13 protein-coding genes are annotated in these 12,652 nt (G+C 70.5%); 8 read left to right on the top strand and 5 right to left on the bottom strand.

What is annotated here, in order from left to right; all coding sequences use genetic code 11:
• The first annotated feature begins 27 nt into the window (after nt 1-27).
• Genes BJ964_RS37805 through BJ964_RS37815 form a run of 3 tightly spaced genes read left to right on the top strand, consistent with a single transcriptional unit; the run spans nt 28 to nt 3,588 of the window.
• On the top strand, nt 28-1,320 hold the full coding sequence (locus BJ964_RS37805) for a tetratricopeptide repeat protein (RefSeq protein WP_188125141.1): 1,293 nt from the start codon (nt 28-30) through the stop codon (nt 1,318-1,320).
• Nucleotides 1,317-3,065 carry a hypothetical protein gene (locus BJ964_RS37810; RefSeq protein WP_203832431.1) on the top strand — a complete coding sequence of 583 codons (1,749 nt, stop codon included), beginning with the start codon at nt 1,317-1,319 and terminating at the stop codon, nt 3,063-3,065. The genes BJ964_RS37805 and BJ964_RS37810 overlap by 4 nt, the downstream gene beginning before the upstream one ends.
• 34 nt (nt 3,066-3,099) lie before the next feature.
• The gene (locus BJ964_RS37815; protein WP_188125142.1) at nt 3,100-3,588 is read left to right on the top strand and encodes a hypothetical protein; all 489 of its coding nucleotides are present in this window, start codon (nt 3,100-3,102) and stop codon (nt 3,586-3,588) included.
• 64 nt (nt 3,589-3,652) lie between these two features.
• Here the strand turns inward: BJ964_RS37815 and BJ964_RS37820 are convergent, their stop codons facing one another.
• Entirely contained in the window at nt 3,653-4,060 is a 408-nt protein-coding gene (locus BJ964_RS37820; protein WP_188125143.1) for a hypothetical protein, read from the bottom strand.
• Nucleotides 4,057-4,389, bottom strand: coding sequence for a hypothetical protein (locus BJ964_RS37825; protein ID WP_188125144.1), 333 nt, complete (start codon nt 4,387-4,389; stop codon nt 4,057-4,059). Before BJ964_RS37825 ends, BJ964_RS37820 begins: the two co-directional genes overlap by 4 nt.
• A gap of 225 nt (nt 4,390-4,614) precedes the next feature.
• Between BJ964_RS37825 and BJ964_RS37830 the strand changes: the two genes are divergently transcribed.
• The 3 genes from BJ964_RS37830 (at nt 4,615) to BJ964_RS37840 (ending at nt 6,727) form a co-directional block, all read left to right on the top strand.
• On the top strand, nt 4,615-5,160 hold the full coding sequence (locus BJ964_RS37830) for a hypothetical protein (RefSeq protein WP_188125145.1): 546 nt from the start codon (nt 4,615-4,617) through the stop codon (nt 5,158-5,160).
• 7 nt (nt 5,161-5,167) lie between these two features.
• Nucleotides 5,168-6,091 carry an AEC family transporter gene (locus tag BJ964_RS37835; protein WP_188125146.1) on the top strand — a complete coding sequence of 308 codons (924 nt, stop codon included), beginning with the start codon at nt 5,168-5,170 and terminating at the stop codon, nt 6,089-6,091.
• A gap of 96 nt (nt 6,092-6,187) precedes the next feature.
• Entirely contained in the window at nt 6,188-6,727 is a 540-nt protein-coding gene (locus tag BJ964_RS37840; RefSeq protein ID WP_188125147.1) for a snapalysin family zinc-dependent metalloprotease, read from the top strand.
• Nucleotides 6,728-6,770: 43 nt separating this feature from the next.
• On the opposite strand, the gene BJ964_RS37845 is transcribed toward BJ964_RS37840, so the two are convergent.
• Complete coding sequence (locus tag BJ964_RS37845; protein ID WP_203832432.1) at nt 6,771-9,065, bottom strand: DUF6055 domain-containing protein; 2,295 nt, start codon at nt 9,063-9,065, stop codon at nt 6,771-6,773.
• Between the two features lie 131 nt (nt 9,066-9,196).
• Entirely contained in the window at nt 9,197-10,291 is a 1,095-nt protein-coding gene (locus BJ964_RS37850; protein ID WP_188125148.1) for a glycoside hydrolase family 19 protein, read from the bottom strand.
• A gap of 68 nt (nt 10,292-10,359) precedes the next feature.
• Here BJ964_RS37850 and BJ964_RS37855 point away from each other — a divergent pair, with 68 nt between their 5' ends.
• Together BJ964_RS37855 and BJ964_RS37860 are read left to right on the top strand one after the other, a co-directional pair.
• Nucleotides 10,360-11,337: a hypothetical protein gene (locus BJ964_RS37855; protein WP_188125149.1), complete on the top strand. Its 978-nt coding sequence runs from the start codon at nt 10,360-10,362 to the stop codon at nt 11,335-11,337.
• Nucleotides 11,300-11,851 carry a DEAD/DEAH box helicase family protein gene (locus tag BJ964_RS37860; protein WP_188125150.1) on the top strand — a complete coding sequence of 184 codons (552 nt, stop codon included), beginning with the start codon at nt 11,300-11,302 and terminating at the stop codon, nt 11,849-11,851. Before BJ964_RS37855 ends, BJ964_RS37860 begins: the two co-directional genes overlap by 38 nt.
• On the opposite strand, the gene BJ964_RS37865 is transcribed toward BJ964_RS37860, so the two are convergent.
• Nucleotides 11,812-12,525 carry a VIT1/CCC1 transporter family protein gene (locus BJ964_RS37865; RefSeq protein ID WP_188125151.1) on the bottom strand — a complete coding sequence of 238 codons (714 nt, stop codon included), beginning with the start codon at nt 12,523-12,525 and terminating at the stop codon, nt 11,812-11,814. The genes BJ964_RS37860 and BJ964_RS37865 overlap by 40 nt on opposite strands.
• Nucleotides 12,526-12,652: the final 127 nt, after the last annotated feature.

Consider the following 12,652-nt stretch of genomic DNA (forward strand, 5'->3'; position numbering starts at 1 on the left):
TCCGGCCCGGCTCCCTCTGGAGAGATCATGCGACGTACGCTCGTCCGCCTCGGCCTCGCCGCAGTGCTTGCGGCCGCCCTGCTCGGTGTCGCGGCCCTGCTCACCTGGCCGCGTTCGACCACCCCGGCCGTACCGGTCGCCGCCCGGCAGCCGGCCGACGTGCTCGCCCAGCGCATCGCCCGGACCCAGCAGCAGCTCCGTGACGTGCCCGGGGACTGGCCGACCTGGGCGGCGCTCGGCGCGGCCTACCTGGAGCGGGCCCGGGTAACCGCCGATCCCGCGTACTACCCGAAGGCCGAGCAGGCCGCCCGCCGGTCACTCGCGCTGCGGGCCGACGGCAACAGTGACGCGCTGGTGGTGCTCGGCGCGCTCGCCAACGCCCGGCACGACTTCCCGGCCGCCCGGGGCCACGCCGAGAAGGCGCTGACCGTCAACGATCACGACGCCGAGGCGTACGGGGTGCTCGCCGACGCGCTCACCCAGCTCGGCGACGCGGACGGCGCCACCCGGGCCGTCCAGCGGATGCTCGACCTGCGGCCGGGCCTGTCCGCGTACGCCCGCGCCTCCTACGACCTGGAGTTGCACGGCCGGGTGAGCGAGGCGGAGAGCCTGATGCGGCAGGCTCTGGACAACGCCGTCGATCCGCACGACGTGGCGTTCTGCCGCGCCCAGCTCGGCGATCTGGCGTTCGGCCGCGGCGATCTGGCCACCGCCGAGACCGAGTACGGGATCGCGCTCTCCGCCGATCCGGCCACCGGCACCGCCCGGCACGGCATGGCCCGGATCGCGGCCGCCCGCGGCGACCTCACCGGATATCCGGGCCTGCCGCCGTCGATGTCCTCCATGGTGGAGTACGCCCTGCTGCTGAAGGCCGCCGGCCGTGACGCGGAGGCGGCCGCCCAACTGGATCTGGCCGCGGCGGCGGACCGGCTGTTCACGGCGAACGGCGGCACCGACCGGCTGGCCACCGCCGAACTCGCCCTGGCCCAGGGCCGCCCGGCCGACGCGGTGACCGCCGCGCGCGCCGAATGGGCGGTACGGAAACACCCCGACGTGGCCGACACCCTGGCCTGGGCGCTGCACGCCACCGGCCGCAACGCCGAGGCCCTGCCCTACGCCCGGCACGCCGTCGCCGGCGGGGCACGGCCGGCCGTCTACTCCTACCACCTGGGCATGATCCATCTCGGCCTCGGGCAGCACGGCGCCGCGCGTACCGAATTGGAAAGCGCTCTTTCCACCAACCCGCATTTCTCGCCCGTCGACGTCCCCACCGCCCGCCGCGCCCTGGCCGGCCTGCCCGCCTCCGGAGGCCCCCGATGAGAATCCGTCTCGGCATGATCGCGGTGATCGCCGGGCTTCTTCTCTGGCCCGCACAGCCGGCCGAGGCGCACCCGGTCGACAGTTTCTCGGTCAACCAGTACGCGGGCCTCACCCTGTACCCCGGCCGCATCGACGTGACCGCCGCGGTAGACGCCGCCGAGATCCCGACACTCCAGGAGAAGCCGCTGGTGGACGTGGACGGCGACGGTGTCCTGTCGCCCGCCGAGCGCGCCGTCCACGCGGCGGCGGAGTGTCAGCGCCTGGCTGCGGGCCTCGCGGTGTCAGCGGGCGGCGAGCGCCTGGTGTGGACCGTCGCCGATCCCCGGTACGAGGTGCTGCCCGGTTCCGGCGGCCTGTCCATCAGCCGCCTCGACTGCGTCCTGAGTGCCCCCGCCCGGCTGTCCGGCGCCACCACCATCCAGATCGACAACGATTATCGTTCGGATCGGGTCGGCTGGAGGGAGATCACGGCCAACGGCGCCGGGATAGCCCTCTCCGAGTCCGCCCTGCCGACCGAAAGCGTCACCGACGGCTTGCGCACCTACCCCACCGACCTGCTCGCCTCACCGCCGGACGTCCGCTCCGCCACCGTCGGGATCGGCGGCGCAACCAGCGTCGGCGGGAGCGGCGCGACCGGAGGCGGCGCGGGCGGCTCAGCGGCCGCGACCGGCAACGCCCCGGACCTCACCGGCGGCCCGCGATGGCTGGCCGCCGCACAGACCCGGGTGGAGACGACCGTCGGCGGACAGCTCACCCCACTGGTGGTCGGCCTGGCCTTCCTTCTGGCACTGCTGCTCGGCGCCGGCCACGCGGTCCTGCCCGGCCACGGCAAGACAATCATGGCCGCCTACTTCGCGGGCCGTCAGGGCCGCATCCGCGACGCACTCGCCGTCGGCGGCACGGTCACTCTCACCCACACCGGTACGGTCCTCGCGCTCGGCCTCCTCCTCAGCACCTCGACCGCCCTGGCCGGCGAACGGGCTCTGAGCGTCCTCGGCATCGTGAGCGGTCTCCTGGTAGTAGCCGTAGGCGCGACGATGCTGATCTCCGCCCTGCGTTCCCGCAGCTCGGGCGCCCACTCCCACGGTTGGCCCGGCCACTCCCACACCCACGGCCCGCACACCCACACCCACACCCACACCCACGGCCCGCGCTCTCACACCCACGGCCCGCACGGACACACCCACGCCTCCGGCCCGCACGGACACGCTCACGGCGCGCACTCCACTACCCACTCCCACGACCCGGATGATCACGCGTACGCCCACTGCCGCGACGATGTCGATCCGAGCGGACATAATCACCCCCACACCCCCCACTCCCGTGACGAGCGGGCCGAGCAGGCCAGGCAGACCGGAAAGGGTGAGCAGCACGATCGGGCGCCTCGGCGTACGCGACGCTGGCTCGGCCTCGCCGGAATCGGCCTCGCCGGAGGCCTGGTGCCCAGCCCGTCAGCCCTGGTGGTCCTGCTCGGCGCGATCGGTCTCGGCCGCGCCGGCCTGGGTGTGGCACTCGTCATCGCCTACGGCCTGGGCATGGCCGCCACCCTGACCGCGATCGGCCTCCTGCTGGTGGTGGCCCAGAACCGGCTCTCCCGGCTGATCACCAGCGGCGGCCGAGCCGCCCACCTGGGCAGTCGGCTGTCCCACCTCGGCGCCCGGCTCGCCGCGACCGCGCCCACGGCCACCGCCGCCCTGGTCGTCATCGTCGGCCTGGGCATCGGCCTCCGGGCAGCGGCGGCTTGAGATCCCACTCGCCACGGTCCCAGAATTCATCGACATGAGCCGTCCCCGAGTGCTGCGGTCGTTGGCTGGTCTGCTCTTCTTCTCGGTTGCCGGAGGTGTGCTGATCTGCCTGCCGCTGCTTGCCGCGCTGGCGTTTCTGACCGCGGCGGACCCCGGGCGGGCGCCGGTCGGGCTGATCGCCGTGATGGCAGGGTTTGCGCTGCTCGGGACCTTTCTGCTGCGGCTCGCGATGATGCGGGTCGTGTTACACGACGACCACATCGCACTGGTGAATCCGCTGCGGACGTTCCGGTACTACTGGTTCGACGTAGAGGACATCGACATCGTCTCCAGTGGTGGGTGGATCGTCCGGGTCTGGGCCGGTGGGGTGCCGCGCTGGGCGTGGGGAGTGTCGCGAATCGGACGGTTCGGGCTGCCGTTCGCGAGCGTGTACGACGACCCGGCCCAGGACGCGCCACGCTTCGTCCACGACGGCTATCGCGCCATGCGAACCGCCTGGCAGCGGGGAAACCGTCGCCGATGACCCGTCGTTTCTCAGCCGCCGAGGCAAGGTTTCCCCGGCCCTGGCAGCGGGAGAACATCGCCGGTCAGCCGCCGGGGCAGGGGTGGCCGCCGCTCGTCGGGATGCAGACGGTCACCTCGGGGACGGGTTCCAGGGTGGGCGGGACGGTACCGATCAGCGGGGCCGCGGACTGGGTCGCGGCCATGGCGTAGACGGCCATGAACAGCAGCATTCCGGCCAGGGCGCCGAGGAAGTGGGTGCGCCAGTAGCGGTCGCGGAGCATGACCGCCACGAGCAGACCCAGCAACGGTACGGCCACGTTGAGCCCCATCGCCGTGCTCAGGTAGCGGTCGGTGACGGCCGCGAAGTGTTCGGCTTCGGCCCGGGTGGCGAGGGTGGGCAGGGTGTAGCGGCGGATCAGGCCGACGATCAGCAGGAACGGCACGCCGTACAGCCAGCCGAAGAAGAGCGCGCCGAGCGTCGTACGTCTCATCGGGCGACCGCCAGGACCAGACCGCCCAGCGCGCCCGCCACGGGGACCGCGACCACCGCGGTGAGGGTGCCCGCGAGCGGTGCCGAAGGCAGCCGCCGGGCGAACGGACCGGCCAGCACCAACACGATGATGATCATGGCGAGGAGGACCGGGCTGGCCAGCGCCAGGCCGAGGACGGCGGCCTCGCCAGGGGTGAGGCACCAGGAGGTGGCGTCGTCGCACGTCTGCTCGCCCGCCGACTGCACCGCACCGGCGATCACCGCGGCCACCACTGTGACCAGCCAGCCGAGCCCGACCAGCGCGGTGGTCCGGTACGAGGCCTCCCTCATGTGTCTCCCCGTTCAGCACAGTCGATATGTCCGGCCGGGACAGTAGTACCCACGCGCCCGGGGTCCGGCCCGAGTTTGTACGGCCCGGTGCGTCATACCTGCGTGGTACCCGCGCGGCACTGTCCGGCCCCGGTGCGGTCATACCTGGGTGGTACCCGCGCGCCCGAGGGCTGGCCGGGATCCGTCATGATGTCCGCAAGCGATCGGCTACCTGGGGGAACAGTGATGAGACGCGTCTGCGTGGCGGCCCTGCTCGTGCTCGCGCTGGCCGGGTGTGAGAAGGCGGAGCCGGCCCCGGCGACCACCGCGACCGCCGTGACCACCGTCGCCACCACGGAACCGGCGGCGGCGACGGCAGCGACGACGGCCGAGGTGGTTCTGGAGGACGGCCGGCACCCGGTCTACCTCACCAAGGTGGCCGCCGGCACGGTGACCTTCGACCTGATCGAGTTCCTGACCGGCGACAAGGCCAAGGCGCGCTGGAAGAAAGAGCATCCGGAGAATCCGGACGGGCCGGACAACGACTACATGATCGTGAACGAGAACCCGAAGCTGCGGACGCTGCCGGTCGCCGCGGACGCCGACTGCCAGGCGCTCGAGACGCTCGGCGGTGTCGACATGACGACAGTGCCCTGCAAGGACCTGGCGGCCTTCCTGAAGAAGCAGAACGAGGACCTCGACGTCTCCCCGCCGCACATCGCGGTGCTGCCGTTCTGGCTGACGGTCGAGGACGGCACGGTCGTGCGGTTCGAGGAGCAGTTCCTGCCCTGACAGACCGATGGCGGGGGTGCTGAGCGGTTTCACCACGATCTGGGCGCTCGCCGCGCTCGGCTACGTGCTGGCCAGACGCCGTCTCCTGGGTGAGCACGCGCCACGGGTGCTGGGGCAGTTGGTGTTCTCGGTGGCGGGTCCGGCGCTGCTGTTCACGACACTGAGCCGTACCTCGCTGGACCGGATCGTCACCGGGGCGTCGCTGGTGTTCGTGGCGTCGACGATCGTGGTGGCGGCCCTGTACGCGCTGGTCGCGCGGCTGGTGTGGAGGCGGGACGCGCGGACCGTCACGATCGGCACGCTCGGCGCGTCGTATGTGAACGCCGGCAACATGGGCCTGGCGATCGCGGCCTATGTGCTCGGTGACGTGTCGCTGGTCGTACCGGTGCTGCTCTTTCAGCTCTTGATCTTCGGTCCGATCGCGCTGGCCGTGCTGGATCTGGCCAGTGGGCAGGGGCGCCCGTCGGCGGCCCGGCTGGCGCTGTTGCCGGTCCGCAACCCGCTGATGATCGCGTCGGCCGCCGGGATCCTGGTGGCGGCGACCGGCTGGCATCCGCCGGATCTGCTGCTGGAGCCGTTCGAGCTGGTCGGGGCGGCGGCGGTGCCGGCCGCGCTGCTGGCGTTCGGGATGTCGCTGCCGGGAGCGCGGCCGTTGCGCGGCGGCCCGGATGCGCCGGAACGGTATCTCGCGGTGACGTTGAAGGTGGTGGTGCAGCCGCTTCTGGCGTACCTCATCGGGCGTCTCGTTCTTGATCTGCCGGACCACCAGGTTTTCGCCGCGGTGATCACGGCGGCGCTGCCGACCGCGCAGAACGTGTTCGTGTTCGCGCTGCGTTACCGGACGGCCGAGTCGCTGGCGCGGGACGTGGTGATGCTGTCGACGCTGGTGTCGGCGCTGGTCATGATCCTGGCGGCGGTCTTCCTCGCCTAGGCATCATTCGGCGCAGAGGGCCGAACCGGTATGCCGCATTCATGGATATCCGTCGATAGAAAGGAGGGGTCCCGTTCCCCATCCCCGGAGGTAGCCATGCTGCTCCGCAGAATCGCCGCGGCCCTGGTCGCGGTCCTAGCCGTCGGCGGTTTCCAGGCGGTCACCGCCGCGCCCGCCGCCGCCGCGCCGCGCACCCTCTACTACGACGCGAGCCAGGCCCAGGAGTTCAAGTCGGTCGTCGATCAGGGCGCCCAGATCTGGAACAGCCGGGTGACCAACGTGCGCCTGCTGCCGGTCCCGGCCGGATCAACCCCCAACATCCGGGTGTACGCCGACAACGGCTGGCCGCGCACACAGACCACGTCCCTGGGCAACGGCCGCTGGTACATGGGCCGGCAGGCGGTGGACCAGGGCTACTACCCGCCGCGGATCGCCGCTCACGAATTCGGGCACGTGCTCGGGCTGCCGGACCGGCGCACCGGTCTGTGCACCGATCTGATGTCCGGCAGCAGCGCGCCGGTGAGCTGCACCAACGCCTACCCGAACAGCACTGAGGCGAGCACCGTCAACAGGAATTTCGCGACCACGGCGAGCGTGCCGGCCCAGACCTTCATCTGGTCCGGCAGCCCGGCGTAGTGGAAGGGGCGCCGCTGGCAGGCGGCGCCCCGACCCGTCGTGACTACTTCGCGAAGGTCTTCACCTCGAGCAGGCCCACCGAGCCGGCGCCGGAGGAGGTCAGCGACACCCGCAGGCGGGTGGTGGTGACCGGGGTGAAGGTGACCGTGTTGTAGGCGTCGGCGGCCGTCGGGTATCCGCCGGCCGCGGGCACGTCGGCGTACGCCGAACCGGTCCAGTACTGGAGCTTCCAGGACGACGGCAGGCGTACACCGCCGGCGTCGTCGAAGAAGTAGACCTGGGCACGGCCGACCGTGACCGCGGACGGCCAGATCAGCTCGGCCCACTGGCTTCCGGCCTCCGGCCACGTTCCCCATCGCGGGTTGACCGTGTCGTTCGACGCCGCCGGTTCGAGACCGTCGTTGAGGGCGCCGACCGTCTCCCACGGCGAGGTGCAGGAGGCGGACGCGGTCGCCGTACCGGAGAGGTTGGCGGTGGCCTGGGGAGCCGACGTCGTCGGCGCAGCCGATGAAGGGGTGACCGACGGGGTGGCCGAGGCGGTGGCCGAGGGGGTCGCCGAAGGTGTCGTCGCCGGCGTTTCGGAGAGCGCCAGGTCCGTGCTCGGGAAAGCGGTGAACGACGGGTTCACGTCGGTCTCCCCCGCCGTGCCGTCACACTTGCGGTCCGGGTCGAACAGCAGATACGTGCCGGACGAGCAGGCGAAGGCGATCTCCGCGTCACCGCCGACCACGATGCTGCCGGACAGGTTGGCGCCGGCCTGGACGAGAGCGTTGTCCTTGACCACCGCGTTGCCGCCGACGGTGCCGCCGTTGACCCAGCCGAGGCCCTCGATCCGGGCGTTGCCGGTGACCGTGCCGCCCATCACGGCGGCCTTCGGCCCGACGTACGCGGTGGCCGCCACGCTGGCGTTCGCCGCGACCCAGCCGCCGCCGTTGGAGTGCCAGCGGCCGCCACCGGTCGGGTTCGGCTTCACGTGGCCGGGCTCGAAACCGGACGGCGTGGCCCCGGAGACGCGGAATTCGTACGGGAACCGGCGCGCCTTGGTGTATCCGTCGAGGAAGCCGTAGTGCGGGACCGCGCTGGGTGTGGCGGTGACGACCAGCCACACCTCGCTCTCGCCGGCCTGCAGCTGGAGGTCGATCTGGCCGTCGGTGCCGGTCTTGACGCCCGCGTAGCGTGGCGTGCCGTTCTTGACCGCCACCAGGCCGAACGTCCAGCCGCTCGCCCCGGTTTCGGCGTGGCCCTTGAGTCGCAATCTGACCAGTCCACCGTCGGTCGACGGGACCAGCTTGATCTTGTTGAAGCCGTAGTCGGACGGCGCGACGCGACTGTTGATCTGGTAGTGCCCCAGACTTGAGTTGACCGCCTCAACATTGCCGCCGTTGTACGCATTGAGGAAGCCGGCGCCGTACACGTTGTTGATGAACGGCATCAATGTTGACCGGTTGCCGAAGTCGTAGGTGACCGTGCGGGTGGCGTACTCACCGAGACGCCGGTTGAGTTCGTTCTGGTCGATGCCCGCGATCCGCCGGTACACCTCGAGTGGATGCTCGGTGCTGCGGGCCTCGTTCCAGATCCGGTTGAACATCTCCAGGCCGTCACGGTCCTTGATGTACTGCGCGAGCATCCAGTTGCCGTAGTGATGCCGGCTGGAGCTGTAGTACAGGTTCTCCGAGCGCAGCCAGCGGGTCAGGTCACCGGCCGCCGTGGTGGGCAGCGCCTGCATGGCCATGAACTCGGCACTGGTCTCCCAGAACGTGCCGGCCGAGGGGTCGGTGAAGCCGTAACCGCTGCGGCCCAGGAACGTGTAGTTCTGGAAGACGTGGGCCAGCTCGTGCGCCAGGCCCCACGATCCGGGCAGGGCCGCACCGGGGGCGACGTTGATGACGCCCACCTTCCCGTCGACCGAGCCACCGGTGGCCCAGGCGTCGAGCTCGGTGCGGTTCCAGGTGTTCGTGACAATGACGATGATCTTGTGCTGGGCCAGCAGCCCGGTCTCCGGCGTGAACTTCATGGTGTTCACATAGAAGCCGTAGAGGTTCTCCAGCTGGCTGATCACGCTGTCCGGGTCGAAGTTGTACGGCGATGCCGCGGACTTCGGATCGGTGCCCGACTTCTCACCCCAGAGCAGGATGAAGTTGGTGGACTCCTTGGTGCGTTCGGCGACCCACGGCACCTCGCCGGTCTGGGCCCAGTAGGAGGGGATGTAGACGGTCTTGGTGGCCGCTGACGCGCGCGACATGATCTGGGGGATCAGACCGGCACTCGTGAGGAGTACCAGCGCGCACGCGATGACGAGCCACAGCTGCCGCCGTGATCGCGTTCGGGGGATCGGCATGAACCGGAACCATAGACCAAATCTGGAAGCGCTCCCAGACCTGCTTAGGACGGACTTTCCCTGCCCTTTCGAGAGCCTTAAAACGGACAGCCCCGGCGCTCGGCGCGCCGGGGCTGTTCCACTGCGTACGGTCAGCAGGAGAGGTTGGCACCCGGGCTCACGCCCAGGATCGCGCTGAACCGCTGGTAGGCGTCCACCCGGCTCTGCACCTGGGCCGGATTGCCACCGTTGCACTCGAGCGACCCGTTGATGCTGCGGATCGTCTCCCCGAAGCCCCGGCTGTTGACCATGGCGTCGTGCGGGGTCATGGTGCCCGGACCGCGCTGGGTCATCCAATACCAGACGGCCGTCTGGTAGGCGACCGACGACTCGTTCTTGACCCGGTCCGGGTTGTTCAGCAGGTCGATGCCGAGCGCGTCACCGGCCGCCTTGTAGTTGAAGTTCCAGCTCAGCTGGATCGGGCCACGGCCGTGGTAGGCGCTCTGCCCGGCCGGGCACCCGTACGACTGGCTGCGGTCGCAGTAGAGCGGCCAGTTCGCCTGGTTGATCTCCTCGACGTAGACCAGGCCGCCGGACTCGTGGTTGATGTTGGCGAGGAAGGCGGCGGCCTCCTGCTTCTTGACAGTGTCGCTGCCGGTGGTGGTGAACGCCGGGTACTTCTTGACGGCGTCGATCAGGCCGGCGTACGAGTAGAACGCGATCCGGCTCGGGAACATCTGGTTGAACTGGGCCTCGCTGACCGGGAAGCTTCCGGACCCGCCGCCGGGCGGCGGGGTGGTTCCGCCACCGGAGCAGGTGTACGGCGACCAGTACCAGGTGCTGATGACCGGGTCGTAGCCGGGGTTGTCGTGCGACGCCTGGTAGTACTGCCCGTTGGTGTAGCGGACGATCGACCCGGCCGCGTAGAACTGGCCGGCCACCCAGTTCGGGTGGTTGCAGGCGCCGGCGGTCGGGGTGGTGCCGCCACCGCCACCGCAGGCGCCGTTGTCGGCCCACACCCCGGAGCCGCCGGTGCTGGGCGTCTCCCCCTGGGTCCACCACTTGGCGGTCCAGTTGCGGCCGCTGTAGGACGCCCGCATCCCGCCGGTGTAGACGGCCGTGTTGCTGTACGCGGCCACGCACGCCTCGGCCGCATTCGACGCGGTCATCGGCAGGATCGCGGCGGCGGCGCCGGCCACGGCCACGCTGACCGCAGCCAGGATCGACAAGAGCCGTTTTCTGGGCATGACTCACCTTCCGTACATCAACGGATGCACTGGTGCGAGGGGGATATCGGGTACATCGACTTAACTAGATGCTGGACACTCGGTCAAGATATCTGTTAAGAAAGTTCAGGATTTGTTGCGGGCAACCGTCCGGTCCGGTGGGACGTCGAAGGCGCGTGGACGTACTGATGCTGGTGGTCGTGGGGTTGGTCGGTTATCTCACCGGGCGGCGTTTCCCGCATCCGGGGGCGTGGATCGGCCGCCGGCGCGAGGCGCTGGTCCGCGTCGCGGGGCCGTGGCGCCGGTGGTCACGTCCGCTGCTCGTGGCCGGTGCGGTCATCGCCACGGCGCCGGTGTGGCCGATGGTCCAGCCGGGCGATCCGATCGCGGACGAGATGCTGGAACCGGCCGAGGTCGCCGTACTCGTGCCGGTGGTGTTGACCTTTCCGGTCGCGTGGGCGCTGCTGGGCCGGTCCCGGCCGCACGCCTGGCGGATCGGCGCCGGACTGGTCGCATGGGTCGCCGCGTGGGCGGTGTGGACCGTGGTGTTCGGCAGTTGGAGCACGCCGCCGAACATCGATGACGGCCTGCGCTGGCACCTGATCGGCGCCGCTGCCATCGTCGCGGCCGGAGCGTGGGGACGACAGCCGTTGACCAGGCGCTGGCTGGCCGGAACGGTCATCGGGGCGATCGGCGTGGCGGTCGTCTTCGCGATACCGGTCGCCGGCGGCCCACCGATGCCGGCGCGCGACGCGATTCCGCTTCCGGCCACGGCAACCGTGATCCATGAGGAGACCGGCTGTGGCTGGAACTCTTGCTACCGCCGGCTCACGGTCACCGGCATCGACGAGGCGGGCATGCATGAGCTGGCCCGGCGGAGCGGTTGTCGGCGGATCGGATGGCTAAATCCGTACGAATTGTGTCTCGACCTGCGGCGCAATGAGCCGGCATCGACAGTGGGCGTCCAGGTCACGTACTACAACGGACGGGACAGGGTGGTCTTCATGGGGCCCGCTAGCATCGGGCCACATGATCGTTTGGATCAATGGGACCCACGGGGCCGGTAAGACGACGACCAGTGCGCTCGTGCGGGCGCTCATCCCGGATTCGCGGGTGCTCGACGCCGAGAAGGTCGGCGAGACGCTGATGGACATCACGCCGGGGCTGCCGGAGACCGACAACTTCCAGCACTGGCCGCCGTGGCGGCAACTCGTCGTCGAGACGGCCCGGCGGGTGCTCGACTACACCGGCGGCACCCTGGTCATGCCGATGACAGTCCTGGTCGAACCGTACTGGCGGGAGATCAGCGCGGGCCTCGCCGCACACGCCATCGGAGTGCGGCACTTCGTCCTGCACGCCGACCAGGACACTCTTCGCGGCCGGATCGCGGCGGCCTCCCCGATTCCGTCACCGTTCCGGCTCAAATACCTCGAGCCGTACGCCGAGGCCGCCCGCACCTGGCTGCACGCCGAGGCCGAGGTCGTCGACACCACGCACCGTACGCCGGCCGAGGTCGCCCGGTGGATCGCCGACGCCGTGACTCAGCCGGTCCCGGCGCCGACCAGTGTCCCGATGCCGTAGGTGACCGCCATTCCCGCCGCACCGCCGAGCACCAGCCGCAGCACCGCACGCCCCGGCCGGGCGCCACCGAGCCGTGCGCTCAGGTAGCCGGTGCCTGCGAGCGCGACGATCACCACCACGAACGCGACCACGATCCGGGCGCCCGGCGGCGGCAACAGGATCGCCGCGAGCGGCAGCACCGAGCCGGTCGTGAACGCAACGGCCGACGCGACGGCGGCCTGCCACGGGTTGGTCAGCTCGTCCGGGTCCAGGCGCAACTCGACGTCGGCGTGCGCGGCGAACGCGTCCCGGTCGGTCAACTCCCGGGCCACCTGCCGGGCGGTCGTCTCGCTGAGCCCCTTGGCCTCGTAGAGCGCGACCAGTTCCTCGAACTCCTGCTCCGGGAACTCCGCCAGCTCACCACGCTCCTTCTCCAGCAGCGCCTTCTCGGTGTCACGCTGGCTGCTGACCGAGACGTACTCCCCCAGCGCCATCGAGACGGCGCCGGCCACCAGCCCGGCGACACCGGCGGTGGCGATCGAGGCGGTGGAGGTGGTCGCTCCCGCCACACCGACCACCAGACCGGCGGTCGACACGATGCCGTCGTTGGCGCCGAGCACACCGGCGCGCAGCCAGTTGAGCCGCCCGGCCAGGGCGGCGTCGTGCGGCTCGCCCGGATGCGGGTCCATGGTCATGGGTTTCAGAACCCGGCCAGCTCGACCGGCACTGGCAGGAACGCCCTCAGCGCGTAGATCTCGCCATCTTCGACCAACGCGACGCCGAAAACCCGATTCTCCATGTTGGCGCTCCCTTCAAACCAAC

The organism is Actinoplanes lobatus (assembly GCF_014205215.1).
Classification (GTDB): Bacteria; Actinomycetota; Actinomycetes; order Mycobacteriales; family Micromonosporaceae; genus Actinoplanes; species Actinoplanes lobatus.